Annotated in this window: 24 protein-coding genes; 15 read left to right on the top strand and 9 right to left on the bottom strand. The window is 56.2% G+C overall.

What is annotated here, in order from left to right:
* Window position 1 precedes the first annotated feature (1 nt).
* Together AB8B20_RS31190 and AB8B20_RS31185 are read right to left on the bottom strand one after the other, a co-directional pair.
* The gene (locus tag AB8B20_RS31190; RefSeq protein ID WP_439070942.1) at window positions 2-196 is read right to left on the bottom strand and encodes a hypothetical protein; all 195 of its coding nucleotides are present in this window, start codon (window positions 194-196) and stop codon (window positions 2-4) included.
* 117 nt (window positions 197-313) lie between these two features.
* Window positions 314-694, bottom strand: coding sequence for an H-NS histone family protein (locus AB8B20_RS31185; RefSeq protein WP_439070941.1), 381 nt, complete (start codon window positions 692-694; stop codon window positions 314-316).
* Between the two features lie 488 nt (window positions 695-1,182).
* Between AB8B20_RS31185 and AB8B20_RS31180 the strand changes: the two genes are divergently transcribed.
* From AB8B20_RS31180 to rfbD, 5 genes are all read left to right on the top strand, one after another.
* A complete protein-coding gene (locus AB8B20_RS31180; RefSeq protein ID WP_439070940.1) occupies window positions 1,183-1,581 on the top strand; it encodes an H-NS histone family protein in 399 nt (132 codons plus the stop codon).
* Window positions 1,582-2,943: 1,362 nt separating this feature from the next.
* Window positions 2,944-4,077, top strand: coding sequence for a PqqD family peptide modification chaperone (locus tag AB8B20_RS31175; protein WP_439070939.1), 1,134 nt, complete (start codon window positions 2,944-2,946; stop codon window positions 4,075-4,077).
* Entirely contained in the window at window positions 4,064-5,134 is a 1,071-nt protein-coding gene (locus tag AB8B20_RS31170; RefSeq protein WP_439070938.1) for a nucleotidyltransferase family protein, read from the top strand. The genes AB8B20_RS31175 and AB8B20_RS31170 overlap by 14 nt, the downstream gene beginning before the upstream one ends.
* 607 nt (window positions 5,135-5,741) lie before the next feature.
* On the top strand, window positions 5,742-6,299 hold the full coding sequence (rfbC, locus tag AB8B20_RS31165; RefSeq protein ID WP_439072989.1) for a dTDP-4-dehydrorhamnose 3,5-epimerase: 558 nt from the start codon (window positions 5,742-5,744) through the stop codon (window positions 6,297-6,299).
* 1 nt (window position 6,300) lies between these two features.
* Window positions 6,301-7,206 (top strand): dTDP-4-dehydrorhamnose reductase, encoded by a 906-nt coding sequence (gene rfbD, locus AB8B20_RS31160; RefSeq protein WP_439070937.1) that lies wholly within the window; start codon window positions 6,301-6,303, stop codon window positions 7,204-7,206.
* 49 nt (window positions 7,207-7,255) lie between these two features.
* Here rfbD and AB8B20_RS31155 read toward each other — a convergent pair whose 3' ends face one another.
* Together AB8B20_RS31155 and AB8B20_RS31150 are read right to left on the bottom strand one after the other, a co-directional pair.
* Window positions 7,256-7,492 carry a hypothetical protein gene (locus AB8B20_RS31155; RefSeq protein ID WP_439070936.1) on the bottom strand — a complete coding sequence of 79 codons (237 nt, stop codon included), beginning with the start codon at window positions 7,490-7,492 and terminating at the stop codon, window positions 7,256-7,258.
* Between the two features lie 1,574 nt (window positions 7,493-9,066).
* Window positions 9,067-9,513, bottom strand: coding sequence for a class I SAM-dependent methyltransferase (locus AB8B20_RS31150; RefSeq protein WP_439070935.1), 447 nt, complete (start codon window positions 9,511-9,513; stop codon window positions 9,067-9,069).
* Between the two features lie 910 nt (window positions 9,514-10,423).
* On the opposite strand from AB8B20_RS31150, the gene AB8B20_RS31145 reads away from it, so the two are divergent.
* Window positions 10,424-10,786: a hypothetical protein gene (locus tag AB8B20_RS31145; RefSeq protein WP_439070934.1), complete on the top strand. Its 363-nt coding sequence runs from the start codon at window positions 10,424-10,426 to the stop codon at window positions 10,784-10,786.
* A 540-nt stretch (window positions 10,787-11,326) separates the two neighbouring features.
* Here the strand turns inward: AB8B20_RS31145 and AB8B20_RS31140 are convergent.
* Entirely contained in the window at window positions 11,327-11,515 is a 189-nt protein-coding gene (locus AB8B20_RS31140) for a hypothetical protein (RefSeq protein ID WP_439070933.1), read from the bottom strand.
* A 10-nt stretch (window positions 11,516-11,525) separates the two neighbouring features.
* A complete protein-coding gene (locus tag AB8B20_RS31135; RefSeq protein WP_439070932.1) occupies window positions 11,526-12,320 on the bottom strand; it encodes a Crp/Fnr family transcriptional regulator in 795 nt (264 codons plus the stop codon).
* A 714-nt stretch (window positions 12,321-13,034) separates the two neighbouring features.
* Between AB8B20_RS31135 and AB8B20_RS31130 the strand changes: the two genes are divergently transcribed.
* The 4 genes from AB8B20_RS31130 (at window position 13,035) to AB8B20_RS31115 (ending at window position 17,550) form a co-directional block, all read left to right on the top strand.
* A complete protein-coding gene (locus AB8B20_RS31130; RefSeq protein WP_439070931.1) occupies window positions 13,035-13,232 on the top strand; it encodes a hypothetical protein in 198 nt (65 codons plus the stop codon).
* 364 nt (window positions 13,233-13,596) lie between these two features.
* On the top strand, window positions 13,597-13,854 hold the full coding sequence (locus tag AB8B20_RS31125; RefSeq protein ID WP_439070930.1) for a hypothetical protein: 258 nt from the start codon (window positions 13,597-13,599) through the stop codon (window positions 13,852-13,854).
* A gap of 2,724 nt (window positions 13,855-16,578) precedes the next feature.
* The gene (locus AB8B20_RS31120; protein WP_439070929.1) at window positions 16,579-16,728 is read left to right on the top strand and encodes a hypothetical protein; all 150 of its coding nucleotides are present in this window, start codon (window positions 16,579-16,581) and stop codon (window positions 16,726-16,728) included.
* A gap of 612 nt (window positions 16,729-17,340) precedes the next feature.
* Entirely contained in the window at window positions 17,341-17,550 is a 210-nt protein-coding gene (locus tag AB8B20_RS31115; protein ID WP_439070928.1) for a hypothetical protein, read from the top strand.
* 1,452 nt (window positions 17,551-19,002) lie between these two features.
* On the opposite strand, the gene AB8B20_RS31110 is transcribed toward AB8B20_RS31115, so the two are convergent.
* Entirely contained in the window at window positions 19,003-19,296 is a 294-nt protein-coding gene (locus AB8B20_RS31110; RefSeq protein WP_439070927.1) for a hypothetical protein, read from the bottom strand.
* Window positions 19,297-21,465: 2,169 nt separating this feature from the next.
* Window positions 21,466-21,774: a PilZ domain-containing protein gene (locus AB8B20_RS31105; RefSeq protein ID WP_439070926.1), complete on the bottom strand. Its 309-nt coding sequence runs from the start codon at window positions 21,772-21,774 to the stop codon at window positions 21,466-21,468.
* A gap of 570 nt (window positions 21,775-22,344) precedes the next feature.
* Here AB8B20_RS31105 and AB8B20_RS31100 point away from each other — a divergent pair.
* Entirely contained in the window at window positions 22,345-22,716 is a 372-nt protein-coding gene (locus tag AB8B20_RS31100; RefSeq protein ID WP_439090635.1) for a hypothetical protein, read from the top strand.
* Between the two features lie 458 nt (window positions 22,717-23,174).
* The gene (locus AB8B20_RS31095; protein ID WP_439070924.1) at window positions 23,175-23,501 is read left to right on the top strand and encodes a lipocalin-like domain-containing protein; all 327 of its coding nucleotides are present in this window, start codon (window positions 23,175-23,177) and stop codon (window positions 23,499-23,501) included.
* A gap of 441 nt (window positions 23,502-23,942) precedes the next feature.
* On the opposite strand, the gene AB8B20_RS31090 is transcribed toward AB8B20_RS31095, so the two are convergent.
* On the bottom strand, window positions 23,943-24,206 hold the full coding sequence (locus AB8B20_RS31090) for a hypothetical protein (protein ID WP_439070923.1): 264 nt from the start codon (window positions 24,204-24,206) through the stop codon (window positions 23,943-23,945).
* 666 nt (window positions 24,207-24,872) lie between these two features.
* Here AB8B20_RS31090 and AB8B20_RS31085 point away from each other — a divergent pair.
* From AB8B20_RS31085 to AB8B20_RS31075, 3 genes are all read left to right on the top strand, one after another.
* The gene (locus tag AB8B20_RS31085; RefSeq protein WP_439070922.1) at window positions 24,873-25,241 is read left to right on the top strand and encodes a hypothetical protein; all 369 of its coding nucleotides are present in this window, start codon (window positions 24,873-24,875) and stop codon (window positions 25,239-25,241) included.
* 296 nt (window positions 25,242-25,537) lie between these two features.
* Window positions 25,538-26,470: a hypothetical protein gene (locus tag AB8B20_RS31080; RefSeq protein ID WP_439070921.1), complete on the top strand. Its 933-nt coding sequence runs from the start codon at window positions 25,538-25,540 to the stop codon at window positions 26,468-26,470.
* Window positions 26,471-26,729: 259 nt separating this feature from the next.
* The gene (locus tag AB8B20_RS31075) at window positions 26,730-26,996 is read left to right on the top strand and encodes a transposase (protein WP_439073081.1); all 267 of its coding nucleotides are present in this window, start codon (window positions 26,730-26,732) and stop codon (window positions 26,994-26,996) included.
* Window positions 26,997-27,000 lie beyond the last annotated feature (4 nt).

Below are 27,000 nucleotides of genomic sequence, written 5' to 3'. Positions count from 1 at the left end.
TTCAAATGGACGGATCAACGCGGTCGGCAAGCGCTAGAGCGATATGCTCAAGCAACGCGTCGTTGCTTTCAGTATCAGAAATAGATTGCAATGGACGATGGTCCGGCTCGGCTTTGGCATGCTCCGCAGTCGCGGATCCGTTATTCCGAGGAGCCGTCAATTCGATTCGAACCCGATGCCAATCGGAATGGGCCATCTACATTCTCCGGTGACGAACCGAAGCAAACATAGGGCCGTTCTGAAAAAAGCAGGCGGAAAACTCGGCGGTTGGTTAATGTCTGAGTACGGCCGCTGACAGAAACGCTAACTGAAATCAGGCTCGCTGGCGCCGCCCTTTAGCAATCGCTTCGTCACGAATGCGAAAATCGTCAATCTTGCGACCCGATTTGATTGCTGCGACCAACCATCGCGGCTGCTTGCCCCGACCGGACCAGGTCTCGGACGGTGTGGCCGGATTCCGGTACTTGGGAAACACCCGCGGATATTTCCTCCTAACTTTATCATGCGCATCAAAAGAGCCGACCGAATCGCTGCCGCCTATCGCATTTCGCCCACGGTTCAGAACTGCGAGGCGCTTCTCAAGTTCTTGTTTTTCAGACGTTATCCGGGTCGACAAGATTCTGCTGATCTTTTCGTGAAGCGACCATAGGTCGTCAACCGACATAGACTCCAGCTCTAGTTTCTTCGTAGACATCAGATTTCGCCCTAATTCGGTATCTAGCAAGCGTCGTATTACAGCAACAATAATTCCCGAAATAAGGCTATTCGCCGAGTCTAACAAGCCCCAATTGAGAATTATCGGGCCGCGAGTATGCAAGATAAATCTCGGTATAAAGCCAACCGCATAGAAACATTGAGCTTTCCCGAGAAGCGCCGAAATCATTGTCAGGGACATGTGCACACGAATTCCCTGGGCGCTTGGATAGACGAATGGGAGCTGGCGCCGGATGGGTCGCCGGCCCTGTGCGGTCGAGTTAATCGCATCAAGAGCTTGTCCAATTATCTATTTAAATATACAACCCATTAAAATAAGCGGAGATTTTTATAGATAATATTAAAATGCTGCGCTATTATAATGCTGGCTCAAATTAGCGTTACTAATCACGGCACGCCAAGGATTATATCCTCCACGCATGCGACTCACTGGGCTGATCCGTTTCGACTAAGGATGTTGATAAATAAATGTCCAAGCCAGACCTGCCAGATTTGGACGCTTTGCAATTCGACGAGCTCTGGACCATCCATGAAGAGCTCACGAAGATTCTGTCCGATCGCATTCTCGGGGAGAAGCGCGAACTGGAAAAGAGGCTTGCGATATTGAACCAGACCGACTCCTTCGGAAATGACGGCCGTGGCAACGACCTCCGAAATCGTCCTTTGCGCCGCAAATACCCCAAAGTGCTGCCGAAGTACTTCAATCCCTCCTTGCCGAATGAGACATGGTCGGGTCGGGGAAAGAAACCCCGATGGCTGATCGTCGCTCTGCAAAAGGGCCATGTTCTTGAAGAACTTAAGATCAAGAGAGGGGACCGTGACAGCGTTGATGAATTGGTAGCTGATGAGAAGCCGTCGTCGCGGTGATTACTAGACGATAGGCGCCATAGGCCGCCCGCGATGCGCATGCGACGATAACCGCCTAAGACTTTGATCAATCTCTTCCACGCTGTTGATCAACTCATCGTAAATATCAATCCGTGCCTTGATGGTGAATCTGTCCCGCGGCTGCGGCAAGCGCGCCAACCCTTCCCTCCCCTTCCGTAAGCAGACAATCGACACGGCTAATCTATCGGTGGACGTTGCAATCGTCGGCATCGGCTGGCGCTCCCCTTCCAATTCGGTCGATATCCATTTGGATTGTCAACCGATCAATAGGTTCAACGCGAAAATGATACTTTGAAAAGAAAACAAGCCTTTGACGAACATGTGACCGATACGATCAAATCCGTGCAGGCATTCTCAAAATGCCCCAATTTCACATCCACCGCCGTACGATTAAACGCGGATTTCATCGGAAGCAGTTCCAGCATGTCGCCGTTCCGCGTTATGGATAGTTTGGCAAGAAAAACGGTGCCAGTTTTTCTCCACAACGGGGAAGCGATCGATCATGATCTTGCGCTCTGTTGCGTCGCTGAAGAGACGATCGCGTGGATCGTGCGTCGTGGAACGCGGCAACCAATATACCCGCCGCCGAGCCGTGCGTCGAAGTAAAGCGCTGATTCGTCCCAGTCGATTTGACCCGAGATTCTTTGTTCAACCATCCGGCTGCCCTTCGCCGGAAGATGCAGTTCAAACCGTGCCCAACGAAATCTTGTAATGGTTGATCGTGCGGTGCCTGGTGAGAAGAGCACGGCAGCGCAGTCGCGGGAACAGCAAGCTCGGTTCGCGCCCACGCACGCCGTGACATTCCAGCGCCTACCGACCGATTGCGCGTCGTGGGAAGCCCGGCCAATGCCACGGTATGTCGCGCTTCGCCACGCGATCGCACCGCGCAACGCAGCTCAATAGAAAGGCCGCTGAACGGGCGCTCACACGCGGCAGCAAGTTTGTGCGCCGGGTCAGAAGAACTTGCTCAGAAACCGCTCCAGCCATTCGAGCAAGTCACGGTCCCGGCCGCCTCGCGGCGGGCCATCGCGCGGCGGCCCATCACGCCCGCCGCCCGACCGCGCAACGGCCTCCGAATTCAGCGATGTCGACAACAGAATCGTCAACGCCGGCGGAGTAACTACGGCGAATTTCCCGCATGCAGCGAGAAATTTGCGCCGATCCTCGTCTGGGGGATTCAGGCCTTCGGCTCTGGGATTTTTTTCTACTGCCATCGGAAGCGCCCTACATTTAATTCTATATTCGATTGCGATTTAATTAACTACCGTTTATATATAATGTCAAGCGGGGGAATTAAGCTGCTTCCTCTCTTTGAAGTTTCGTCCACCGATCCGGTCCATTATGAACTTCGCGTCTCCAGGTTCTCAGTCGCCCTTCGGAATTCTTCGACCGTCCATCGGTACGTCGTTCGCGCTCGTCGACCATTTGCCCGTGCTGTTTAGCGAGGACGAGCAGAAACTATTCGAACTCAATGACGTCGCGGCCTTCATCTGGTGCAGCATGCTGGATGCCACGCCACTCGAAATCATCTCCAATCAACTGATCGACCGTGGCCTGAGCCCGGCCGGCGCGCGCGAATGCGTGCGGGATGCCCTCAATCAGTGGCTGGTTGCGGGATTGATTGTCCCGCACCGCGCCGCGGATTTCGGCTTCAACGCAGTCGTCGGGCAGACATTGATTGAAATCCGCGCATCGGATGTTCAAACCCTTCGTCACCTCCGGTCGCTTTTCGTCGCAACGACTGCCCCAACTGGCGACGCGCAAGTGACTTTCACGGTTTATCAGATCAGCAATATGTCGATCGTGATGCGCGACGACCGCAGGATTCTGAGTTGCACGTCGAACGAGCTCGCACCCACATTCAAAGCCTATATCATCGGGCGTCTCTTGCTCGCCCGCGACGCGCGTGACGTCATCTTCCACGCTGCCGCGGTCACGTCTGGTACTCATGGCATGCTGATCAGCGGCCCCCCCGGTACCGGCAAAAGCACACTCACGATGCATCTGCTAAATGCAGGCTTCGGATATTCGACCGACGATATCGTGACCATCAGCCCCGATGGCGCGATCCGGGGAGCACCATTTTCGCCGACACTCAAAGCTAATTCCTGGTCGCTGATCGAGGAAATTAGGCCCGATGTGAATGGCGTCCCGATCCACGACCGCCTGGATGGGCTTGCGGTCCGCTACCTCGATGTGGAATCCACCCTTCACAAAGGAGCCCTTCAGATTGATTGGATCATCTTTCTCGAACGCGCGTCGGAATGCGCGCTGCCAGTACTGACCGAGTTGAGCGAGCTCGACACCATCAAGCGCATCATCGACGCGTCGTTCGCTACCCATGGCAAACTGACCAGCGAAGGCTTCCAGACTCTGAAAAGCGTGGTCTCCCACACGCGGTCGTTTGTTCTCCATTACGCAGAGGCTGCGGACGCGACCCTCAAGCTAATCGATCTCCGCAATGGCAAACTTTAGCCGCGCCTTGCTGCCTCTCTGTGCCTGCTTCCGCGGTGAATTTCCTCCGCGCGCCGACTGGACGGCCCTCATCGCCCTTGCGAACCACACCTTGACGACGCCGGCATTAATCGCATTTGTCAGATCGCATCGCGCCACGATACCCGAGGACGTTGCCGCCTATGTCAAAGAGTTGCACGATCGGAACGCGATCCGAAATGATCGCCTGAGCGCTCAACTTGAGGAATCCGTTCTCGCACTTAATAGAGTCGGGATAACCCCGCTCCTCGTCAAGGGAGCCGCGATGCTCGCGACCAGCCGACAGTCCGATCGCGCACTCAGATTGATGTCCGATCTCGATCTGATCGTGCGCCCCGACCAGATCCAGACTGCGATGACCGCGTTGGCGGCTATCGGATACAGCGTCGAGTTCGAGACCGACGCACGCCACAAGAAATGGTACGCCGATCTCAAACGTCCTCTCGACGTCGGCATGATTGATTTGCACAACGAGTTACCCGGCCATTCCTTTCTCAATCAGGCACGGGACGGCCTTCGGTCGCAGTTGCGGATGATCCACCTGGGCGCCGCCAATGCCCTGGTCCCTTCCCCGGAACTCCAGGCGCTGGTGCTTGTGATGCACGACCAGTTCCAGGATTACGGCTATTGGACGGGCAGTATCGACCTCAGGCATCTCTTGGATCTGAGGGCGTTCGACACCGCTAGCGAGGGTATCCGATGGGATGTCCTGATGACGATGGTATCGGGCGCCCTTGTGCGGAATGCGGTCGAAACGCAATTGCTGCTCCTTAAAACGCTCTTCGACGTGGGATGGCCGGCTCACCATCCGAAGCGACTGGTGCCCAAACTGCAGGTCTGGCGCCAATTGCTGCAGGCTCGGTTTCCGCAGACCCGCTCCCTCTTGCTCCCGATGGGATTGCTCGATTTTAGAAGCCATCACCGCGCGCCGGCGCGATCGCATGCGCCGAGCCAACGGAAAAGGCGCTGGTTTCCCAAAATAAGTACCTTACGCTTTCTGGCGTCGCTCTCGCGCCGATATCGCGCCGGGAAAATCTGAGGACAGGGCGAATTACTCCATATGGGTGAGACGTCCATACCACATCGTCACTCTATCGTCCGTCGACCAGGAATTAATAGAAATTTCCATTTATATCTTAGGGAGAATTCAGTAATTACAACTTGCAGTGCAACATATCGCTGTTCAAGAAATTTAACTCATAGCTAACTCATTGATCGATAAGCAGAGTTTACATATCGGTGACAACCGTGAAATCATTTACGCGTATTACGGATGCGACCCGGCGTTTGGCTGATGTTTCTGCCCACATGCAGGACCTCATGAGCAATCTCCATGAACTTCGCGAAAGCGTCGCCAGGGCAGAGAACCGACCGACAAGCTCGGTATGGCAAAGGCAGGCCGCGAAGCCTCCCGCGTCACGCCGGGTCCGCCTACGATAGCCGGTATTCCCGAGACGCTGATCCGCCGGCAAGCGGCACAAGGAAAACCGCTGCCGACCGGGCCGCGCACTGACTTTTCGCCCACGAGCCCAAATCCAGCTCCTTCGTGGATTTATTTGAATTTACTGCCGTGAATTAAATATTTCCTGTACTGTTCCGGTCGCTATCGCGCAGCTTAGACACCGGCAACGAGATGATTGATCCAGATGCACGTCAGCCCGACAGAGATTCCGGACGTCCTAATCATCGAACCTAAACTGCATGGCGATCAACGTGGATTTTTTCTCGAAATGTTTCAGACGGAGCGTTACGCCCCCGCGGGCATTCGGCGCGCCTTTCTGCAGGACAATCTGTCACGATCGGTGCGCGGGGTCCTGCGTGGGTTGCATTTACAGAATCCCCGATCTCAGGGAAAGCTTGTGACCGTACTTCGCGGCGAGGTACTCGACGTCGCTGTCGATGTGCGCGTTGGCAGCCCGACCTTCGGACGTCACGTGACCGCGCTCCTGACAGACGAAAATCGCCGGCAATTCTGGGTGCCGCGGGGCTTTGCGCACGGCTATGCGGTTCTGTCGGAAAGCGCAGACTTCTTCTACAAATGCGATGAGTTCTACAGTCCGGAGAACGAGACCGTCATCGCGTGGAATGATCCGGAAATTGGCATCAAATGGGGCGTCGACGCGCCGACCTTGTCGGCGCGCGATGCAGCAGGCGTTCGATTGAGGGACATTACGGCGGCGCTACCAAAGTACGGATCAGTCTGAAATGCGCATTCTGTTGACGGGTGCCACCGGACAGGTCGGCGGCGCATTACAACGCCCCCTTGCAGCGATCGGTGATCTTCTGACGGTTGACCGCCGTGCACTGGATCTGTCGCATCCCGAAGCCATTGCCGCCGCTCTCGATCAGCTACGGCCGCAGCTGATTGTCAATCCCGCGGCCTATACTGCAGTGGATCTTGCCGAGGACGAGCGCGACCTGGCACTTCGCATCAATGGTGACGCCCCGGGCGCCATGGCTCGCTGGGCCGCTGCTCATGGTGTGCCCCTCGTCCACTTTTCCACGGACTATCTATTCGACGGTTCCGGCCATGCGCCGTGGCTTGAAGACTCTCGCCCCGCGCCGCTGTCAGTCTACGGCACGAGCAAGCTCGCCGGCGAACAGGCGATCCGCGACGCCGGCTGCCGCCATCTGATTGTGCGGACGTCATGGGTCTATGCCTCAGAGGGACGTAACTTCCTGTGCACGATAGCCCGCCTAGCTCGTGAGCGGCAGGAATTGCGGATCGTCTCCGACCAGTACGGGGCGCCGACATCGGCGCGGGTCGTCGCGGACGTCGTCACATCCATTCTTCAACGGGAACTCGCCGGCGATCCTTTCGTGGACAGCCGCGGCCCGCTCAACGTGACAGCGACAGGCGTCACAAGCTGGCACGGTTTCGCGACAGCGATTGTTGCCGGGCTGAGGCAGCGCGGTGCGGATCTTGCGATAAAGGATCTCATACCTATCAAGGCAGTAGACTACCCAACCAAGGCGATCCGGCCGCTCAACAGTCGACTTGACCCTCGCCGACTTAATCGGTTGTACAAGATTGAGCCACCGTCATGGCAGCGATGCTTGGATGTTGAACTGGACGCGCTCCTGCAGGTCGCACCGAGCGAGGCGACCTAGCTCGCTCTCGCAGCACGCACGCCAGCACAGAGTCAAAACCCGCCACAGATTAAGCCGATGCAGGCGGCCTGGCTATTCGAGCCTTGGTGCAGGCGACACGGCGGGCGGTCTGGTTCGCCGTGCCCTTTGTACGAGGCCGGGCAGCGGTCCTCGAGGAAGTTGCTATCACGTGCTCGGCGGAATGCCTTGCAATGATCTTACGTAGCGCGATCAGCTGCCTCGTTTCCATCGCCAGCAATTCAACGATGTCCGCCATTGCCGTCAGCTGCTTGAGCGAAACACTCATAGCCTCCTCCTACCGGACGATGGTCCGTCCCATGAATAGGTCTAGGCGCTGTTTGATTAGGTTCAAAGTTCCTTTGCGCTGACTATTCTCTGCTGTAGGGGAGCTGACCTGTTCATCACTTTATCTAAATACCTTAACGCGCCGCGGTGAGTTCCACCTCCCCAGAGCTCTCAACTAAAAACGCCCTTTAATTTGATGAAACAGTATCGATATAATGCAGCACGTTTACTGAGCCCTCATTAAGTACTTCCACTTCAGAACAAAAAGCGTTTTAATTAAAGTTGTGCAATGGCCGGGGCCTACGTAGTGCTTCTGCGGAGGCGAAATGTTCCGTCGTGGGGAAACAAATATTCGCATTTCGACGGAGCTCGATTATCAGTGGCTAGTATTTTAACGCCCTCTTCCTATGGCGACGCGAGCATCCATCGACAACTACCCCCGGAATCGTCATTAGAAGGAGCTTCGGCATCTGTTTCGTTGGTTTGATCCTCGGGACGCAGCGCAGCTGACGCTGCTTGAGGAAGGTCTCGTCCTGTTGGGCTATATCGGCACCTATGTTGTCACCGCGTATTTACAGCAATTGAGCAGATCGCTTTGCCTTGTATTTTTACAGTCGATATCGACGGAAAACCCACTACGGTCATGAACGCGCCGAACGCCAGCCAAGCGCGGGCGATCTGCGCGCTTCCAGACTTCCGATCAGACCTGAAAGGACTGACGTCGGAAGGAACTCAGATTTGCACCGATGCATCATGCATCACCGTGCGAGTTGCGAATGATGTGGAAATTGCCGCATTTGAATTCGCGACGAGAGACGCCCCCGTTTCCGATACAATAGTTTTCGTTTTTCTGGTTGAAGTGCATTGCTTAGTCGCTGACGTGATGGCCACCCAGTTACAAGAACGGAATAGGCGCTAGGCACACTGCGATGGCAAAGAAGAACGCGTAGGCGTCGATCACGAAAGGCGACATAGACAAGCCGGTCAGCCAAAGGACATTCGGCCTCGGCGCCTTGAACTGTCGGTTGACGTGATCCAGCAGACATGGTGCGGTCTGACCGATTTGCCGCAGATGACACCGCGCAGACCGCGCGGCACCGTGCAAGCTCGCCGTTTTGGCAACATGGCCTGCTCGGTCGACGGAGCGATCCGCAAGACCTTGAAGATCGGCTCACCCCTACGAGCGTCACGAGATCGTTGACGAAGAAGAAAAACGATACCGGCAGCGGTCAGGAGATCGGCCTTCCGTGTGATGGCCGACGCGCAGAAGGCTCTGGAACGGGAGATGACCCCGTCGTGCAGCATCTGCGGCGTGCTGCCGACCCTGGTTACAATCGAATATCCCTGCCGGCCAGCGCGACGATCGCGCAGGATCTCAGAACCATCAGAACCGCACCTGCGCGGACCCCGGTGAAAACTTATTCGTCGTCTCGCTCGTCTTGCCTCCATCCATTGGAGTTCGAGCGCTCGATCAACCCGGGGCGGTTCAGAATATTTGTTCTGCCTAAACAAGAATGTCCGGTCGGGGAGCCGCTATACGAGCATGAGGATAGAGAACAATGCCAACACCCGCGTTTAGACTCTTGACTGTTTAAGTACGGTGCATAGCCAAGACATAGGTCCTTGAGTGGTCTTCGCCTCGTCGACGACTTCGAATGCTCGCTTCGCCTCCCGTAACACTGCAAGTGATCGCCGCGACGCGGTGTACGTTGAGATAATGATGGAACCGCCCGGTTTGAGCGACTGCGCGTAACGCTCAAGCGACCGTATAAGATTTCGTAAGTAGTAGAGAGATTCGTTGAAGACAATTACATCGAAACGACCGGTCGGCTCGTGCACGTTGCCGTCGGCTTGTATGAAGTTGGTGCGATCGTCGTTATAAGTGCAGAGCCTGTCGATCGCTACATCAGAAATATCGATTCCGACATAGCGCTGATAACCGAGCAACTTAAAGCGTTCGAATAGTACGCCATCCCCACAACCGACATCTAGGTACTCGCCGCCGCCTTTGAACGAATGCATGTAACCGATCAGTGTCCATTAGCGACTGTTCTCGTGCAACTGTCCGATATACGACCACCGTCCGTCGCTGTACTCGGCGTCCCACGCAGACTTTTCTTTGGGGCTGTCACCAAATCCCTGCGCGATCTCCCACTCGTTAACAGCGCGTTCTAATGCGCCTCCAAAGGGCAAGCGGGCAAGTCCGAGCGCGTAATGCGCAGCCCGTAAACGTCGCCAAGCGTGATATCGGAGCGTCGTATGCACAACCAAACCTTGTCACTGCTGTCCTCTACGTGGCAAGCCCAACTCGGACAGTTCTTGAGCGACAGCATGACGCACCGGCACGCTGCTGCCAAAAATGCTCACGATTAGTTTTTCGCTATTTTTATCGCTTGGGCGAGAATTAAATACCGCGGCACGAACGAACGGTGAATTGAGCGCACAGATTCTCACTTAACGAGAAGACATATTTAATTCGGGCACTCCTTGCCATAACCAAATAGAACGCCAGACGCGTGATGATCGCCGTAAGCTCGCCGGCTTCATGCCATTGTCTCAAGGCCCGATTGAGATTCCCCGGCTTCTCCGATCATAGTCGAAAATGCCGCTGCCGATATCACCGTTATCTTCATTCGTGGTGGTCGTCAGGTCGGTCAAAGCTAGACTCTGTCCTTCACCGGTCCGCGTAACGGCGCCCGCGGACAACCGACAAGCTCCTCACGGCACAGACTATGTCTCCAGCCGATGAAGCGCCGAATTGTCACAGCGTTTCGCTTACGATCGTCTACGCAGCTGCTTTTTTGCCTCGTGCTGCAACCAACGGGGCTCGCGGATGTTGCAACATTGCTGGGTGGCCGTCCATAGGAGCGCATCCATGTGTGATTAAAGCCTGCACGCGGTCGCTAACCGTCTCGCCGAGGTGGCGGATAGGTTGGTATCGGCAAAATTTCCTTCGACGACAACTAAAGGGTTCGCAAGCTTCGACGATCCGAACGTTGCGGCATGCCTTCGTCCTGGCACCGAAATCGCTTTTGAGGAAAACGCCCGAGTCGATGGATGGGTGTTTCGCCGCAACGTCAACGATCGACTAGCCCGGTTTCGTCAAATTGACATGGGCCAGTATCACAATCACCACGACGCGCTGGAATTCTCAAATGGCAGGATTGTTCTCGTCACAGACCTGACGCCCGGGCAGAAGGCAATCGTGCTGCAATTACCGGTCAGCCAGGCAATCCAGAAAACCAGGACCGCTGCGCCTGCAGCGACGCCGCGGGCCGCTCGGACCACTCCCTGACGAGCCGTATCGCCAGTAGGCGGAAGAAACCCGCCGGCGCAGCTCGGCGGGTTTTCATTGCATTGGTAGGGTCTTGGCTATGCTCGACGTCTCGCGGCATATCGCCGAACCGCAGACCGCCATAACCCGCTCGATACCCGCGGGCGTTTTTTCTTTGGCTCCCTTGAACCTTTCAGCCACGTCCATCGTACCAATTTGAACTGGGGATTTGAGGGCCCAGTGTTTAGCCAACGTCGCCGGGGCGATCATACTCCGCTCGGGGCGGCGTTGCGCGTGCGGTCTCCACCGCCCTCGCCCGCGGGCTTTTGGGGGCGCACGCGATCGGGTAGAGTGGCGGGATGACGAATACAAAAGCATGGCAGTCCAAACTGCTCGACGAACCCAGGATCGGCTTTGTTGAAGAGCACGGTTCGCGCGCGGCCCATGCCGAGCGCGCCATGGTCGTCGAGCGCCGGCACAAACCGACGGCATCCCCTCGGACGACGACGAAACACGATCCTCTGGCGAAGATCCTAAACGAACCGCGCGTGGGCTTCGAGACTATCCATCGATCCGCCTCAAGGCCGCCAAAATGAAAGAGCCGCCCACTGAGGCGGCTTTACTGCTTGGATTGCCGACCAGCACTGTAACAGCCAGCAGCACAACGACGCCATAGAGGACAAACCGCCCGAGCGTGAGGCGCCGGTAAATGCGGCGATAGGTTTGCTCCAATTCGTCGACGGGTGTCATGCCGAATAGCTTACGATACCCGGCCACTAATGGACCAAACACCAACCAAGTCGTGTAAATCGCATCGCACCTTGAGCGGGCTCCTCGACACATCAGGGATTGCGGGCTCGGCTTCGGCAACAGCCGCTAGCGCTTTCGGCTTGAGGAGGGCGATGCTGCCGGACTCAAGGCGAATCCATCCTTTCAAGGACCAGGTACGAAGTTGTTTGTTGATGCTTTCCCGGGTCACTCCGACCATCTCGCCGATCTCTTGTTGGGTGACGATAAACGGACGACCGACGTCGGCGGGCTCGTGCTTCGTGGCCAAACCAATCAGCAGGTTCGCCAACCGCGCAGGCAGGTCCTGCAGAATGACATGTTCTACCTGCTCACTGGTCCAGCGCAGACGAGCGCAAAGCCGGTGAATGAATTTCATGGCAAGCGCCGGTTGGGATTCGATGAACGGAAAAAAGTCGCGCCGGTCGATTACAATGAGCTCGCAATTAGTGTGCGCAATCGCATCGGCCGTTCGCGCAAGCCCGTCGAGCAACGCGATCTTCCCGAATATCTCACCTTCTGTCACAAGATTGAGGATGGCGCTGCGTCCCTCAAACGAGGCGACGCTCATCTTGACAGCGCCACTCACGACGACAAAGAGACAGTTGCCGGGATCTCCTCTCATAAACACAGTCGCCCCGCGCCTCAATTTTCGGAAGCTCGCATACTGGCATAGTTGATCCAGCGCCTTGACGTCGAGATCAATGAAAAATGGATGACTGCGTAATATCGACAATCGAGAACTGAACTGAGAGACGCCTCGTTCCATCACAAGTGCTACTCCAGCCAGAAAACCGATTGGTGACGGTCGCTTCGGATCCGGCTCGGAAACACGTTTGTCACCGGTAGGCGCGATCGGGGTAGGAATAGCCGGACCACTCCACATGATGCAGCCAAGAGCACTCGGGCGCGCGTATTCTCAGTCGTGCGGCTCGGTGCATTCGTCGATAGCGACGATCAGCTGAAGGATGTTGTCGGCAAAAAAATCCCTGAGGAGATCGTGGGTATCGATTACTCGAACGAGATAGGGGTATGCCGTCTTACCGGCCCCGGCAAGGTGTCCCCAAGCGAACTATGCCTCCAGTGAGCTCCGAAGTCTCAGAGCCGATGAACGATAGCGGTGACTTAGATTTAGCCACGTCTTTCCTGTCCCTCCTTTCTTCCGTTCGCGCCTGATGCGCAGCAAGATTTGCATGGAGCTCCGAAATTTCTTCGAGGTCGGACAACATTTTGACTGCAACCCGAGCAGCCTCGGCCGCACGATCAACGGAGATACTCATGACCCCTCCTTAAAAAAATAGGTCCTCCAAACCGCCTCAATTCTGGCAAAAAGATTCGAGGTTGAAAACTTAAAACTGTGGTCAAAAGCAGAGCGCGGCCCTTTTTTTTGAGGCCCAAGGAACTTGCAATCCTTAGTTCTCACGCAGCGGGAAGTTGAAGAGATTTTCTGCGTCAGCGCACGCGTCACGGAGAAGCGACGCCGATGAAGCGGAAAGAGATTGAAGCCACGGCACAAGTTGTGGCCCCAGCATTCAAGCGATACCGTTGTGCCATCCCGGACACTGAACCTGCGCGCGATGAGTATATGACGCTAGCCAAAGAGGTGGCCTACGAGCGCAATCGCCAGACGCGCCGCCGCCATCAGCTAAACTGGTGGGATATCGACGCGACAGCATCTTGAAAGATCTCTAGCATCCTCATCGCCTGTCCCTAGCGACTTTTCGATCGCTCGACTGCGGCCTATCGTGCCGTCATGGAGGCGGACGCCTTCGCCTGCCAGGCCGCATTGGCTGCAGGCGGCCTGCCCCAGCCCTGCCGGACACTGCCTGGACGTTTGGTGCTTGTCAGGCGATCATGAGCAGGCCGAAGTCGACAACCAGCTAGGAGCTTGAACGGTATATGCGCTGCTGTTCGGCGGTGCGCTCATATCCACACAGCGTGGCGTCGCGGCAGGTTAAAATCTTTCCACCGTCGGTCTGGAGGCCTGGAGAGCGCCGACGGAACCAAGTGACATAATGCGTGCTTGTCCGTTGCAGCGAGGCGCCATGAGCGACAATCTTACCAACGATGGGACTATCTTCATTAATGATGTCGAGGCCGGCACAGTCTTTTACTGGCTGACCCTCGTAGAAGAGCCGGGGTCGGTAATCGCTGAAGGCTGCATCAGCGCTTCAGAGGAGTTCATGCTGCAGATCGCAGGTTCTGAGCGGGTCAAACTCCAACTTGATGATGGGCCGACCTTCGCCTTGGAAATTGAGGGCGGTGCCAGCGGCACACGATGGATCCGGCTATCTAAGCTCTGAGCTGAGGATCTGACGCAGTTGAATCCGTCGTTCAGTTGCGGAGTAGATTGATGGTCCGCTCGGTTTCCAGAACCTATGACCCTGCCTACCGGCGCACGCCGGCCACGCTGCAAATGCGGGCAAGCATGTCACCCGCCTGCCAAAGCAGACGCACGACGCACGACCGTGGCAGATACACGTTGATCCAAGCCGCCGAGTATGGCGGGCGATCGAGTTCGCGCGCTTCGGTACTGCAAGCACTCTTTCCCAAAGGCACTCCCATCTACCAGTCGGCCGAGAGCCGAAGTTGCGCAAACATCGCGGACCAGAAGCTCACTCCGTATACTGCCAGCTCATTCTGGCAGATTGTGATCAAACACGGCCACATGATCCTGAGCAGACAACTCAGGAATTGCGGGACTTACTGAACCGGACGACGTGGTTGAGGCCGTGGAGCAGCGCGTGGGGCTGCGCCTTGCCGAGTGGCCGCCCGATTTCAGATCTGGTGGAGCACCTATGTGCGGGATCGACTATCAACAAGGCAAGACGCTCAGCCAATACTGCACGGTCACATCGAGCCGGGACGATGCGATCCAGAGGCGATCTTGCAGCTGATGCTTGAGATACTGACCGTGAACATGTGGTACCCGCGTTGAGCGCTACGTGCGGACAGCTGCGCCTGGAGGCAATAAAACCGGCTCACGGCGCCCTCCGCTCGATTTCACCCATATGGGTTACGTGACTGCGGCGGTAGTATCAATTACCGCGAGTTCCTTGATACGAAGCGCCAAAACGCGCTGACGACCGCTGGACCTTTGCCTGAGGTTCTCTTTCTAAGCGCTCCCGAAGGGCAATCAATTCCCTTAGCTCAATTGCGAGCCTCTCAGCGGTCGTCGCCATGATAGCTAGCTGGACTACGTCGATACCCATGGCACCCCACTTCACGTTCTGTTTGAGCGGCTACACATCTTCTCGCGTAAACTCCGCGTTGTGAGTGAGCTGGATCACATTGCCCTGCCAGATTTGCGCGAGATTGTGGGCGGCTCGCCCGGGAGAGAGAGCGGTCGGCTTTCGAAAGGCGCGAGTTTCAACTGGCGATTGCACATGCGAACGGCCGTCGCAGACTCTTCAACGGGAGATAAGTCATTATCGTTACCGCGCTGCTTGCTAGCGCCGCTCCAGTTTTTGCCAAGGCGGAGGGGTGGCGGCGGCAGCGCCTGATGTGCGCATCGTCAGAGCCCGAAACGTCGATCGGCAATAACAGCTCAACATCAGGTACATCCATCGGCACCAACAAATTGTGAATCCTCTGTTGCGGCATTAAATAACGCTGAAGAGGCTAGACTGCCGAATTGTCGTCCACGACGACTGCAAACGCCGCAGCAAACCTACTGAGCTCCACAAATACCGGGCGTCACGCCAGCAGCACCAACCAACAATTCGGCCGAACAAATGGCGCGCAGTGCCCGTGCAGCAAAGTAGCAGCGCGTCGCGAGATCGGGCTGGTCGCGCGATGCCGATAACGCAGGTCATTGTGCGAAATTACGGTCCGTCGTAACCTCATCCCTCGGAGGGCCCGAGCATGGATGCGGATCAAAAGCAGCTTCTGTTTGGTACCGTCGCTTTCGCGCTGTTGTGCGGCGTTCTAACTCTTAGACATTGGCTCTAAAATAACAAAATCACCGCTGCGCGGAGCAGCTGGACGGCCAGGTTTCGGAGACAAACAGGACCGGGTCATCCGGTCGTCCTTCCGAAATCTGATGGGCCGCAGCTCCGGCCTCATGGTACGTCCAGCGAAGTTTAATCCACAAAAGTTACAAGCCTGCCCGGGCAAAGGTCTATCACCTTGTCCAAGTGCCGTGGCTGTTTTCAAACTAGACTACTTCGACAGGCGTCGCCGGATACCTTCTTGGTATTCTTTTCTAATAATGGTCGCTTAAGTTCTGCTTGGCATTCTTCCCAGCTATGCTCATGTCTGAAAGACCAAAAGCTACAATCAAGGGAGGTGAACTTGTCGTTAGAGCAAATCATCGGTGCCGTGCCTGAAGGCTGGCGGTCTTTCGACTTGGAGGTGCTGGGCGCGAGCGTGCTTATGTTTGGAATTAGCGTAGGGCTCGTGATCTGGCTATTCGAAATCCGATCGCACGCATCTCATCAGTGAACAAAGATGCAGCAGCGGGCAAAAAAATCCACCAAGCACTTCAGCAGGTCTTCGCATTCGCAGCAATAATACGAAGACCACCTGGAATGCTCTGCGCCCCCAAATCTTAATGAAGCGTACCGACCTCACCTCCGCCGATCTAGGCTTCATCCAATTGAGTTACTCGTTTCGTCAGTCGAGCGGCAACGTGCCTTAGGCGCCACTCAATACTGAGAGCCTTTGTCGAGCAGGCATTTCTCGCTCGCCGCCGCACCTATACTTGTCGAGGAACGTCACGGCAGGCATCGGTCGGGCAGCCGCGGCCGTGCCGTGCGTCTTACGGCCAGCAAAATTCCGGTCACCATGACGTGCCTTCGCGCATTTTCGCTCTCAATTTCAGCGAAAACATAAGTCACCGTTGCGCTAAAGGTTTTCCACGGTTGGAAGCTCCAGTGATGGAGCCGGATATATCACCTTTGCCCTGCTTCGACGTTGACGATAGATTTGGCCAGGGCGGTCATCCGTCATGCTTGAACACATGAGCTTTCAGCTTGCGAACTGAGGACAATGCCCCAGATACGTACCGAATTCATCAGATTGGACCGATGAGAAACTGGAAAGACGGTATCGAGCTCGACTGTACAGTCCGCGATATCTACCGCCGCCGCCTAAAGCTGTCGCCGATCACGGAAGACCAACTGAACGAACTGCAGGAGATGGGCCTCGTTGAAGTCATGCACGACCAAGTCAACTAAGACGCATACTACAGCAGAATCTAGTGACCCATTTGTGCCGCCTTTAGCTACTACGTCTGCCGCACCGTCCGCGAATACAAAGCATTGCGCTTCTGTTCATATCGATTGGGATGTCGAGTTCGTCTGCACGCCGCGGCGCGTCTGATCGACTCGGCTAGCGCGACCCGTTCACGAAGTCTCAGCAGATCCGTCAGGCTAGCAGAAAGTAACTTAGCAGCCTCCACGGCCGCGACAGCCCGCTCAGTACTCAAACCCATTTACGCCCCCGGCTCTCTGTTTATCGCGAGTTAGCGATGCAACTACCACGCCACAGAGAAACGAGAATACCCCGTTTGGGTGATGCGGAGGACCTTCATGGTGGATGGTTACTGCGGATAGTCCTTCATCTGGTCTGAGTGAAGGGAGAGCGATCAGTCCGATGGTCTCGACGAAATCCCTGGACAAGCTTAAGCGACGGTTGGAATGAACGAAGGAGGCCTTCAAGTGCGCCACCTAAATACCACAATCGACAAACTAGGAGATGGCACAGAGATCGTAGTTGATCGGTTGGCAGGAATCAGAACTTTTTGCGAGCGGGCGCGGGCGTGAACTTAGCATGAACCGGGGACATGCATGACCCGAACGGAAGTCGAAGCTGTCGCAAAGGTCCTGTGGCTTCAGACCGACGGCAGTAATGAGCTGCCGTTCCCTGAAGCGGGGGACGAGCGCGAAAATCTTCTGAAAAGGGCTAGAGAAATTATCTATGCCCTGCAGACCACTCGATCTCCACCGCAACGTCATCCGGTGGGACATCATTCGCGTTTGCGTGAAGCAAATGAATAACTACTAAATTATTAGCGGCCCCCGACAGAGTGAATACGCGGATCGCGCAAAGCCGCGCGATCCGTATCCATTGGGTTGGGCCTCTTCCATAGCTTGCAACAATCTGAGAGGTCGCTCAGGTCTACTAGCTGCTCCAGTTCGGCCGAAAGTCGTTCTGCCGTTTCGGGCGCTGACATAAGCTTGACGATTTGCATCTGCATATGCCGCCCTATCCCGCTTGCGGGTTGAAGAATGCCTCAGTGTGCTCGAACGCGTGAGTGCCCGAATGCGCACCGAGTTGCTGCAGGTGCGACGAAAGCATCTAGCATGCCGAATATGTAACAGTGAGGGGAGCAGTCCCCTATCGGATCGTTGAGAGCATGCGCCGGGTGACAGAATAGGCCTGATGATCGGCATCGGCTAAATTGGTGGACGGGAACGATCTGCGAGCTGACCGTCATCCGCCGGGAAGCCGAGGTCTGGGGCAAAATTGCAGCTGACACAAGTCGCGGACCCGGATCTGTGCGCGTTCGCCCTCACCCAAAAGGTGGATTGCCGGCCCCGCTAGAGTGGTTCAAGTTCGCATCCCTCTCGACTGAAAGTGAGGGGCTGGCAATGAGAATAACTCTCGATCAGGCGATCGCGGCGCTCGAAGCCGCGGAAACCCTTCGATCCCAGTTTAATGAGCTTATGGCTCTGAAGCAGCGCATCGCTGCCCATCCACCCAGAGCCCTCAGGCGGCACCGCCGCAAGTTAGCGCGAGGGCGGATTGCAAGACCTTAGCGGTCCGTGAAGGAAAGACGCGCTCTCCCGTCAAAAAAGTGCTCCGCCGCCTGCCACAAGGGCAGCGATCGCGGGAAGTATTGCGCCGGTGCGCGATACGACTCTTGATGAGCGAGATTTGGCAGGCGTAGGATTCAGCATCGGAGAGACCGCCGATGTGCATTATTGAAAAATTACTGATCGCGTTTGGGCTGGCGGCAGGCATCAGCGCTGCGGCATCGGGCATGCTCATGGCGCTTGCCCTTTACGCCTAACGCTCTCAACTCGTCTTAAGTCGTGCATGACTGCCCGCCCACAGGGCGCCTATTTACCGTCGCAATTGCTCAGACTCACCCGACTAGGGGATGGATTGGCGTCTGCTCGCGAGCAAAGGTTGGGCGATGAAACCTGCCCTGATCCTCATATCGCTTACGTCGCTGTCGGCCTGACGATAGGCTACTTTCTTTTAATGTTGGAGCTGTTTGAATAGGCCACACCCCAGGGTCCGCCCGCCACAAGAGCAGCAATGTTCAGGGTGGCTCTCCTGGAGGTTGCGTGTTGTCAGGTTGCCTGAAATTGGCGAGGGCAATCGATGCCGAGGTCGGGCTTGGACCGAGCGACTTCTTGCCCTGGCGTTGTCTCAGCCAGCGCTCGTTTCGCGGTTCACGGTCTCTGACAAGCTGCTGATCGTGGATTGGACACAACGCGTCCTTATCGACGGAGCCGATTGACCTCGCGTTGCCGCACCAGAATCACCACGCCGCGAATTACCGGCGCGGCGACCAGCCCTATGTAAAGCGTCGGCGCGGTGGGCGCAGCCGACGGCCGCATAAATCGGACCAGCAATGGGATGGTCGGTGGCGTCAGGGCATCGCTGTAGTGCGCATTGTTGACGTCGACGTCCCCCTCAATTGCAAGAGCGTCGACGATTGGGTCTACGCCGGCGTTCAGTTGGGCAGCGCCATTAGCTTGCCTTGGCGCCAGCACAGCCCGCAGGAAAGCCAACGCCCCTCAGGTTCAGCGCCTTCACCTCCGGACGCCAATAGATGCCGCGGATCTCGCCGTCGACGATATCGCGAAGATGCCTTCTCCCGCATGGCGTGCGAGTTCGCACGAACGCCCTTCAAACAAGGGCCGTTAACCCGCCGGCGCGCTATTAACGTTACATCTTCAGTATCTTCGCCAACTATGATCCCCCCGCGCAGGTTCGTACCGTCGATGTCTTGCTGTCGCGTGTTAATCCGCCGGCAACTCGCAGCAAGCGGGGCCAGGGCGGTAATGAAAATGGGCGAAGAGCAGGCATTTGCGGCCTTGCTGGCTGCCGAAGAGCTAGCAGTAAACGTGCGTGAGCTACTGGCTCTCAGAGAGCGCGTGTTGCTCCTTGAGGCGAAGCCGGCGCAGCAGGCACGCAAGCGCGCTCGAAGCGGCGAACGTGCCGGTGCGAAACGCAAACGCTGAGCTCTCGAGTGGATACCTCCGCAATAGGGCTGGCAGCTTCGCCAGCGACAGGCGACCACCCTGAAGCATCGATGTGATTGTCGATGCGGCGTGGACCTGTGTAGGCCCCGGCGCTTCGGAGCTTTCCCGGCGTAACCAAAAGCCCATTCCCAATCCACATCAGCGCGACACGCCGCCACCTGCGTCGAGATGTTGAACAACTGCTGCCCCAAAATGAGTCCCCTGCACGAATTGTAACAGTCCCAATTCAAGACACAGTGTCGCCATGAACGGCCGACACGTTCGCCACGCGCGGTGGGGACGTCGCGCAGCGGGGAATTTAAATGCGCCAGACACTGAACACGAACTCCCAAGAGGGATACACGTTCTACTTTCAAATGTCGGACGGGGACGGCAGGTTCACTTGTGAAGTCACTGTCGCATCGCAATCGCGCGACCAAGCTGAAACTCTCTTCCGCGAGAATTCCACAACGATCGTCGAGAAGGCGCGCGATAACATCTCGCGCGGATTGCATAAGGACCCGCCACTTAGGCTGAGTTTTCCTTAGTACCGGCGTTGGTGCGTGAAGCGCGACAGGGCTTTTTGTATCACCCGTCTTGCCGACCTCCTCCCTTACAACTGCCCGGAGGCGAAGACGGGATAATTATGCTTGTGCTTCAGCGGGTGGGTCGGGCTCGAACGCCATGCAACTGATCGCTAATGACCAGGGATACACAACGCCTGCCGACATCAAGGTTGGACACTTCGGCTTTGCGCAAGTGCTCGCGATAGCTGCGGGGTCCTGTGGATCTGTTCGCGGGTAGAAATTTGGGCTGAAGGCCAACACTCCCCCGCAGAGACAACCTTGGATCAGTAAGAATGGGCGCCCCGATGATCTATCAGGGACAGCGCAGGCACACTTAAATGGAGCGGTTATGCCGCTCTATTTGCGTCAAGTGCGGCGATACTACAGGCCCTTTGGACTTTTTTTCAGGAAGATGACGTGCTTCCCGCCATTGGGTAAAATGGCGAAATGGGAACGTTACGATCGGCGAGCCGATCTCTCATCCTTGCGGCAAGGTGCGGCCACAAGGATGCTCCAATGCCAGCCGATCAAGAAACAGCCGTCGCCCCACATGAAACTGCACAGAACGATCACACCCTGTCCCCGCCAAAATCCTGACAATCGGGCTGGTCGTCTGGCTGCTAGTAGGCGGGCTAGCGGTACTAGGCGTGTACGCCATTCTCCTTCGAGGATGACCACGCCTTATCCTCGACCGATAGCCAGAGCACGAATCATCGCCGTGCTTATTTCCTGTCCTGCTGGCGTGGGAACAAAATTATGTGAGACGCTGCTGAGGCTTGCTGCCGCGGCAGGGATTTGACGATTGTGCGTTGGCCGAAAAGACTTCGCCGGGACATGAGCTGTGCGTGACATTTCTTGGCCCACAATAAGCGAGCCACCTGGCATACAGCCAGCCAATCCCATTCGGGTGCCGAGTAGCGGTATCTGTCCTTTGTCCCATCACCCAGCGCGGCACCCTAAGGGGCTGCTTGACGCGTGTGGGCTTCGAGATAGCGCATGTGACGCGTAATTGCCTATTCGACAGCGACAAGCGATTCCTTACGCCTTGGCACACCATCAGCTCGACCGCTTCCACGAGCACTCTGCTGCACTTTTCCAGATCATGGATCTCACCCGAGCGCTCCAGCGATTAAGGCGGAATCTCGCTCGATTAGTCAGGCTTGTCTGCTGGCCGCGGGGACTTCCTGCCCGGCCGCAAGAAGTTCACACCTAGTTGGTCGCCATTCACCCAAGCCAATTCACAGCGGCGAAAGGCGAGACCTGTAGTTGAAAGCAGAAGGAAGAACTCTTTCAGGTTCAGGCCGCCAATGGAGTTCTTTGTAATCAGCTGAGCACCAGTTTCGGATGCGTCCTTCATGACGCATTCCCGTCGCCATGTACCGTCAATAGCCATAATCCAAACGTCGAATCCGCGAGCAAATATCACGCGGGCCTCTTTCCGATGCTCGTCGGTGGCCATGATGCAATGCCTCAAATGTGCAATATGGCACCCATCGCACTAACAACCTCTAAAATATTACTACCAAGCCATACCAGAACGGTCCTTTTTATCACTGGAATGGCGGGCATGCCGGCCGCTCAGACGGACGTGATGCCCTGATCAGGCAAGCGGATCGTCTCCTCTGCAAAAGCTGGAAACCTCACCTCAACTATCCGACTTTTCGTTGTGAACCATTTCTGCCGCCAAATGCCGATTTGCGACTAGAACCAGTGCTGGATTGGCAGAAAAGCCCGTCCTGGAGGGCGGGCCTCTCGATGGTTGCCCAATTGCTTTTCCGGATGACCGGAGCCAGCTCACGGGCTGTCTTTGCTGTTTTGCCATCGCACACGCACATCGGGCAGGTTTCTCGCATATGCGAGGCTATCGATCATGAACGTTAAGCCAAAGTTCGATCGCCGTTATAGCCCGCACCCACTCGGTAGAGCCTTGGGACGCGCTTCTTCCATGCCGATACTTGCCAAGCTCTCGAATGTTGGCCAAAGCGGCTCTCTCTGCCTGAGCCATGGGAGCGGACGTGTTGGAGGTTGGTTGCTCGGTGCCCAGACCGTCCAGAAGGCTCCGGGCTTCCTGCTCGGTACTGATCGCAGCTACCTTCAAAATGGACTTGCAATAACGTGCCTTAATGAGGCTCTGGTCGTCGCTCATTTAATTGAAGTCATTCATCATGTTCACAATGCTACCATGGTTGGTCGGGCCGTAGAACAGGCGAAGTACGATTTGGTTCCGGGGATAAACGTGCAAGTCCGTCCAATGTCAGTCGCCGGTCAGCTCATATTTCTGCCGAAGCTCAGGGATGAAAGCGCCAACGATACGAGCGCACGTAAAATCGGTGCCTGCCTTTTCTTAGTAACCTTAGCAGCAAACGGCGGCAGCCGGCGGTATAAGATTCGCACGACTTGAGTCAGTTTCCTTTCAAATTGTAGCGCACTCGCAGCTGCTTCTCGATACGTGCGACAGCCTTTGCGGTCCAACTGCGTGACGCTGCCCCACCATCGGCCAAAAAAGTGTTAGCACAATCTCCAGAATAGCTCGGAGCCTTTCGGCCTTTCGCCTTTTTTCTAACGCATGCCTGCGATTTGGTGTGGCCAATCAATACTGGCCGATCGTCCGCGCCGTGTTGTGCCCTGGCACAGTGATTTTGAAGCTCTGACCAACAGAAAATCGGAGGGTGCACGCATGAAAGCACTATTCATAATTCCGATAGTCGCAGCTCTTACATGCTGCACGTTGTCCGCGGGAGCAGCAGAGCCGCTCAAACAGCAGCTGGTAGGCACTTGGAGCGTCATTTCATTTGTCAACGAGAATGAAAGGACCGGGAAAACAACCAAAGTATTTGGTTCGGATCCGAAGGATATTTCATGTTCGATGCAGCAGGTCACTTTTCAATCAATCTCATCCGTGCGCGACGACCAAAATATGGCAACCGCGACTTTCCGACTGCCGGCGAAGGCAAAGCCGCTCTAGAGGGGATGATTGTAATGTTCGGCGACTACAAAGTGAATGAAACTGACAATTCAACATCCTTGCACATAATCGGCGGCAGCTTCCCCGCGTGGGACAACACAAATAAGAAGCGTGTCGTCGCGATTAGCAACGATGAGCTCACGTATAAGAATCCCACACCGGCAACCGGTGGGGGTACTGCTGTGGTGACTCTGAAACGCGCGACAAGCGCAACTGAGTGATCTTTTTTGATGCTGGCAATACGCTCTTGATGAATGAATGCACATCCGCTTCGCTAATGCGCGTGCTTTCAATGACGATAGCTGCGGTGACGGCTGTAGTATTGATTGCAACCGTAGTATTCCTGCTATCGGTCGCATGGCTTTAGACACCAAATAACACCGGCATGCTGATCACCAACAGCAGCAGGGCGAGGACTCCTAATCCCAACCTAGCTTCGTCTCCTAACTCTTGGGGGACTTTTGACCCGCTTCGCTCGCCGTTGCGCGACATTTTTTAGCCTCACAGTAAGCGAGCCATCTGGCATACAGTCAGCCAACCCCAGTCAGGTGCCGAGTAGCGGTATCTGTTCTCTGGGGGGGCGACCTCACTGATTGAATGTGAAGTTACCAGAAACGTTCCGGGGCGCGAACAGCGATCCTCCATGCCGCCGCCGTTCAGCCTTAATGCCGCTCGGAGAGACGATCGTGGTTTTCTTTCACGATCGCTCTGAGGTCAGCGCAGACGGCTGAGTGGGATGACCCGGCCGCAAGATCTAGGAACGCTTGACCGAACGCTTTTGTCTTTTCACGGACCATCAGATCAGCTTCATCCCATGCGGCCGTCCCCCCAAGCATGAAAACTTGCATACGTAATGCGACGACTCGGCTCGCTTCGAAGCCGAGGAGGGAAGCTTCGTTCATTGCTACGAGAGTAGATGCAAACATGATGGCTCCAATGGCGATAGCCGCGGCTCTAAACGGACGGCATCACCTTGGAACACCGCCTATCGAGCATCGTTCCCCGGCAGGTCCGTAAGTTGCCCCGCCGCTGCAACGTCGCGCGCCGCGTTCAGCGCTGTAACTGCGATTTCTCGAAGCCGATCCCGCGAAAAGTTCAGCCGAAGCATGGCTCGGAAGCCGAGTTCGTAGTTTCCCAGAATCTCCTGCTCGAGCACATGCGCGATCGCTTCTGAGTGTCGGAAGGTGTCGGATCTGGAACCCCTACGGGCAACGCTTTGATGGTGTGGCCTGCGGCGAGGACCGTCTCAGCCATTAAGACACCTATTTGAACGTTCAGCGCGCTTGGTTTCAGCAAGCCGTCGACATTCGCGAGCGGGATGGTAATTCATCTGTCTACCAATGGCGCCGTCCCTCCATTGCAGCCCCGTTTGGCGAACCCGAAGGCCTGACTCAATCCTGACTTGGTCTGCCCGGCTCAATCGGCGATTGTGGTCTATCAAAACAATTTTGGGCAGGCCGTCATTCGCCAGGATCGCGCGCGGGACAAAGAGGATGACACCTACGTCACCACTTCGAAGCATTTCCTGCAGGACGTCATCGACCGTCTGCAGCGCATTCTCAGTTCCGACAACAATTAAAGTGGAGCAGAAGATGGACGAGCACACGAAGGAGCTAGGCGAAGCGCTTGGCCGAATCTTGGATGCCATCATGGCGAACGAACTACAGCGCGCAGAGGATCCGCTGTCTGCAATCGGGGACAAGCCCGTCACCATGACAATGGACGATCTGATCGACGGTCTAGAGCGAGGTGACGATTGGGTCCGAGATCCAATTGGGCAGTCGCTTCGCGCTGGCCTCCGCAAGGTCGGGACGATCCTCGCGCAGAGCAAAACCACCTCTCAAATGAAGGAGGTGGTTGATCACGTCTCAAGGAAAGACGACGGAGCTTGGCGCAGCTACATGCTCGACAAGCACTGGGACGGCATCACGAACAAGGATGGCGATACGTGGATTTCCTGAGGCAGGCGCTTTCGCGTCGGAAGTGGATTGCAGGCGGCCCGCTAAATGTCAGCGGCGCCGCCTCGATCCAGCCCGCTTATGCGCGCGGTGACGTATCCGCTTTCGCGCAATCGGTGCCTGTGCCATTAAGAGCACTACACGTCTGCGCAGAGCGATCAGTTCGCGCAATTTTGCAGCAAGAGTTTCCACTGCTTCTAGCGCGCTCAAGAACTGCTTTTCCTGCATGTTCATCCGCCAATCCACCCTCGCTTCATGCGAGTATCGATCAGCCTACGCGCGAACAGATGCGCTAGAGGATGGAACCCGTTGTAACCTTAATAGCGCGCATCCAGGTTAACCGGCGCTGGGCAAGCGAGATCAGCAAATGGGTGCTGACCATCCTAGAATTTCCCCGCATGACGCGCGCACGATGTCTATCCGTCCTGAACTTTCAACCAAAGTTCGATGGCCCGCATCGCCCGCAGCCACTCGGTGGAGCTCTGGGACGCGGCTCTTCCATGCTTATATTTGCCAAGTTCTCGGATGGTGGCCAAAGCGGCCTTCTCTGCCTGAGCCATGGGAACAGACGTGTGGGAAGTCGGTTGCTCGGTGGCCAGACCTTCCAGCAGTATGAGGGCTTCGTGTTCCGTGCTGATCGCAGCAACTTTCAGGATCGATCGGCAGTATTGGGCCTTTATGAGGCTTCGCTCATCGCCCGTTTGTGCGCTCTGTCACTCAGTCGTATTGGTCAAGCTGCCGCCTTGGTCGATGGGACGTTAAAACGAGCCTCTGCCGGCTTAGTTCCTGCCGGTAAAACGCAGATCAAGCCGGCGCTATTTCGTGCAGACGAGCCTTGTGGTCATTCTTGGACAGTTGATAACGATCGCGCCGCTTCCTATGGCCGGAGGCTGGAAGATAGGCACAGTAGACGGCCCTTTGCTCCCGATCGGAACGCAAAGCGCGCTGGCCACGGTCTCGTCGGCTTCGCAGTTAGCGGATCCAATTTTCTCAACAATCCTGAAGATCGTCCCGTCCTTGCCGGGCGCTCCATCTTTCCCCTCCTTGCCAGGGGCGCCGTCGCGACCGTCTTTGCCGTCCTTTGGTGGCTCGCTGCCACAACCGGAAAGAGGAACGTTAAGCAAAGCGATGCATGCGAGCGCAAGTATCGATTTCATATAGTGCTCCCGATCTTCGACAGGATCCTGCCAGCGAAGATGACAGCTAATGGCCGACTCGCGGAGGTATCATGACTGAAGAGGTTCGGCGGCCGAGAGTGCCCGCTGCGTCCGCTCTGAATGCAGCAAAGGCTCCCCTCTGATCAAAGGTGGCAGCCAATCGCGGATTTCCCGGACATCTCGCGGCGCAGACAGAAAATCAAAGTCTCGGTTCCGCGGACCATGTTATCGACGCGTACTCGGCGAATCTGAAACACCCTCATTGAGCCTGTGACCTGAGCCCCTGAACTTCCGGCAAAAATGGGTAGAACCCGTCACCTGAAGGGAGACGGAGATGAAGCAGTCGAGGTTCACGGAAGAGCGGATCATCGCGATCCTGCGGGAGCACGAGGCAGGCTCGACGACCGGGGACGTTTGTCGCAAGCACGGGATCAGCAGCGCGACGTTCTACAAATGGAAGGCGAAGTATGGCGGGCTCGATGTGTCCGAGGCCCGCCGCCTGAAGGTTCTGACCGATGAGAATGCCAAGCTAAAGAAGCTGCTGGCCGAAATGATGCTCGACAACGCCATGTTGAAGGATCTCAATTCAAAAAAATGGTGACGCC

This window comes from Tardiphaga sp. 866_E4_N1_4 (genome assembly GCF_052076075.1).
Classification (GTDB): domain Bacteria; phylum Pseudomonadota; class Alphaproteobacteria; order Rhizobiales; family Xanthobacteraceae; genus Tardiphaga; species Tardiphaga robiniae.
This window is presented reverse-complemented; position numbering and strand designations above follow the sequence as displayed.

What these genes read in the sequence shown, in the direction of transcription:
- AB8B20_RS31190 (WP_439070942.1), bottom strand. Translation starts at nt 196, where the DNA reads ATGGCCCATTCCGATTGGCATCGGGTTCGAATCGAATTGACGGCTCCT.
- AB8B20_RS31185 (WP_439070941.1), bottom strand. Translation starts at nt 694, where the DNA reads ATGTCTACGAAGAAACTAGAGCTGGAGTCTATGTCGGTTGACGACCTA.
- AB8B20_RS31180 (WP_439070940.1), top strand. Translation starts at nt 1,183, where the DNA reads ATGTCCAAGCCAGACCTGCCAGATTTGGACGCTTTGCAATTCGACGAG.
- AB8B20_RS31175 (WP_439070939.1), top strand. Translation starts at nt 2,944, where the DNA reads ATGAACTTCGCGTCTCCAGGTTCTCAGTCGCCCTTCGGAATTCTTCGA.
- AB8B20_RS31170 (WP_439070938.1), top strand. Translation starts at nt 4,064, where the DNA reads ATGGCAAACTTTAGCCGCGCCTTGCTGCCTCTCTGTGCCTGCTTCCGC.
- rfbC (WP_439072989.1), top strand. Translation starts at nt 5,742, where the DNA reads ATGCACGTCAGCCCGACAGAGATTCCGGACGTCCTAATCATCGAACCT.
- rfbD (WP_439070937.1), top strand. Translation starts at nt 6,301, where the DNA reads ATGCGCATTCTGTTGACGGGTGCCACCGGACAGGTCGGCGGCGCATTA.
- AB8B20_RS31155 (WP_439070936.1), bottom strand. Translation starts at nt 7,492, where the DNA reads ATGAGTGTTTCGCTCAAGCAGCTGACGGCAATGGCGGACATCGTTGAA.
- AB8B20_RS31150 (WP_439070935.1), bottom strand. Translation starts at nt 9,513, where the DNA reads ATGCATTCGTTCAAAGGCGGCGGCGAGTACCTAGATGTCGGTTGTGGG.
- AB8B20_RS31140 (WP_439070933.1), bottom strand. Translation starts at nt 11,515, where the DNA reads ATGACACCCGTCGACGAATTGGAGCAAACCTATCGCCGCATTTACCGG.
- AB8B20_RS31135 (WP_439070932.1), bottom strand. Translation starts at nt 12,320, where the DNA reads ATGGAACGAGGCGTCTCTCAGTTCAGTTCTCGATTGTCGATATTACGC.
- AB8B20_RS31130 (WP_439070931.1), top strand. Translation starts at nt 13,035, where the DNA reads ATGAAGCGGAAAGAGATTGAAGCCACGGCACAAGTTGTGGCCCCAGCA.
- AB8B20_RS31125 (WP_439070930.1), top strand. Translation starts at nt 13,597, where the DNA reads ATGAGCGACAATCTTACCAACGATGGGACTATCTTCATTAATGATGTC.
- AB8B20_RS31120 (WP_439070929.1), top strand. Translation starts at nt 16,579, where the DNA reads ATGAGAAACTGGAAAGACGGTATCGAGCTCGACTGTACAGTCCGCGAT.
- AB8B20_RS31115 (WP_439070928.1), top strand. Translation starts at nt 17,341, where the DNA reads ATGACCCGAACGGAAGTCGAAGCTGTCGCAAAGGTCCTGTGGCTTCAG.
- AB8B20_RS31105 (WP_439070926.1), bottom strand. Translation starts at nt 21,774, where the DNA reads ATGGCCACCGACGAGCATCGGAAAGAGGCCCGCGTGATATTTGCTCGC.
- AB8B20_RS31095 (WP_439070924.1), top strand. Translation starts at nt 23,175, where the DNA reads ATGTTCGATGCAGCAGGTCACTTTTCAATCAATCTCATCCGTGCGCGA.
- AB8B20_RS31090 (WP_439070923.1), bottom strand. Translation starts at nt 24,206, where the DNA reads ATGTTTGCATCTACTCTCGTAGCAATGAACGAAGCTTCCCTCCTCGGC.
- AB8B20_RS31085 (WP_439070922.1), top strand. Translation starts at nt 24,873, where the DNA reads ATGGACGAGCACACGAAGGAGCTAGGCGAAGCGCTTGGCCGAATCTTG.
- AB8B20_RS31080 (WP_439070921.1), top strand. Translation starts at nt 25,538, where the DNA reads ATGGAACCCGTTGTAACCTTAATAGCGCGCATCCAGGTTAACCGGCGC.
- AB8B20_RS31075 (WP_439073081.1), top strand. Translation starts at nt 26,730, where the DNA reads ATGAAGCAGTCGAGGTTCACGGAAGAGCGGATCATCGCGATCCTGCGG.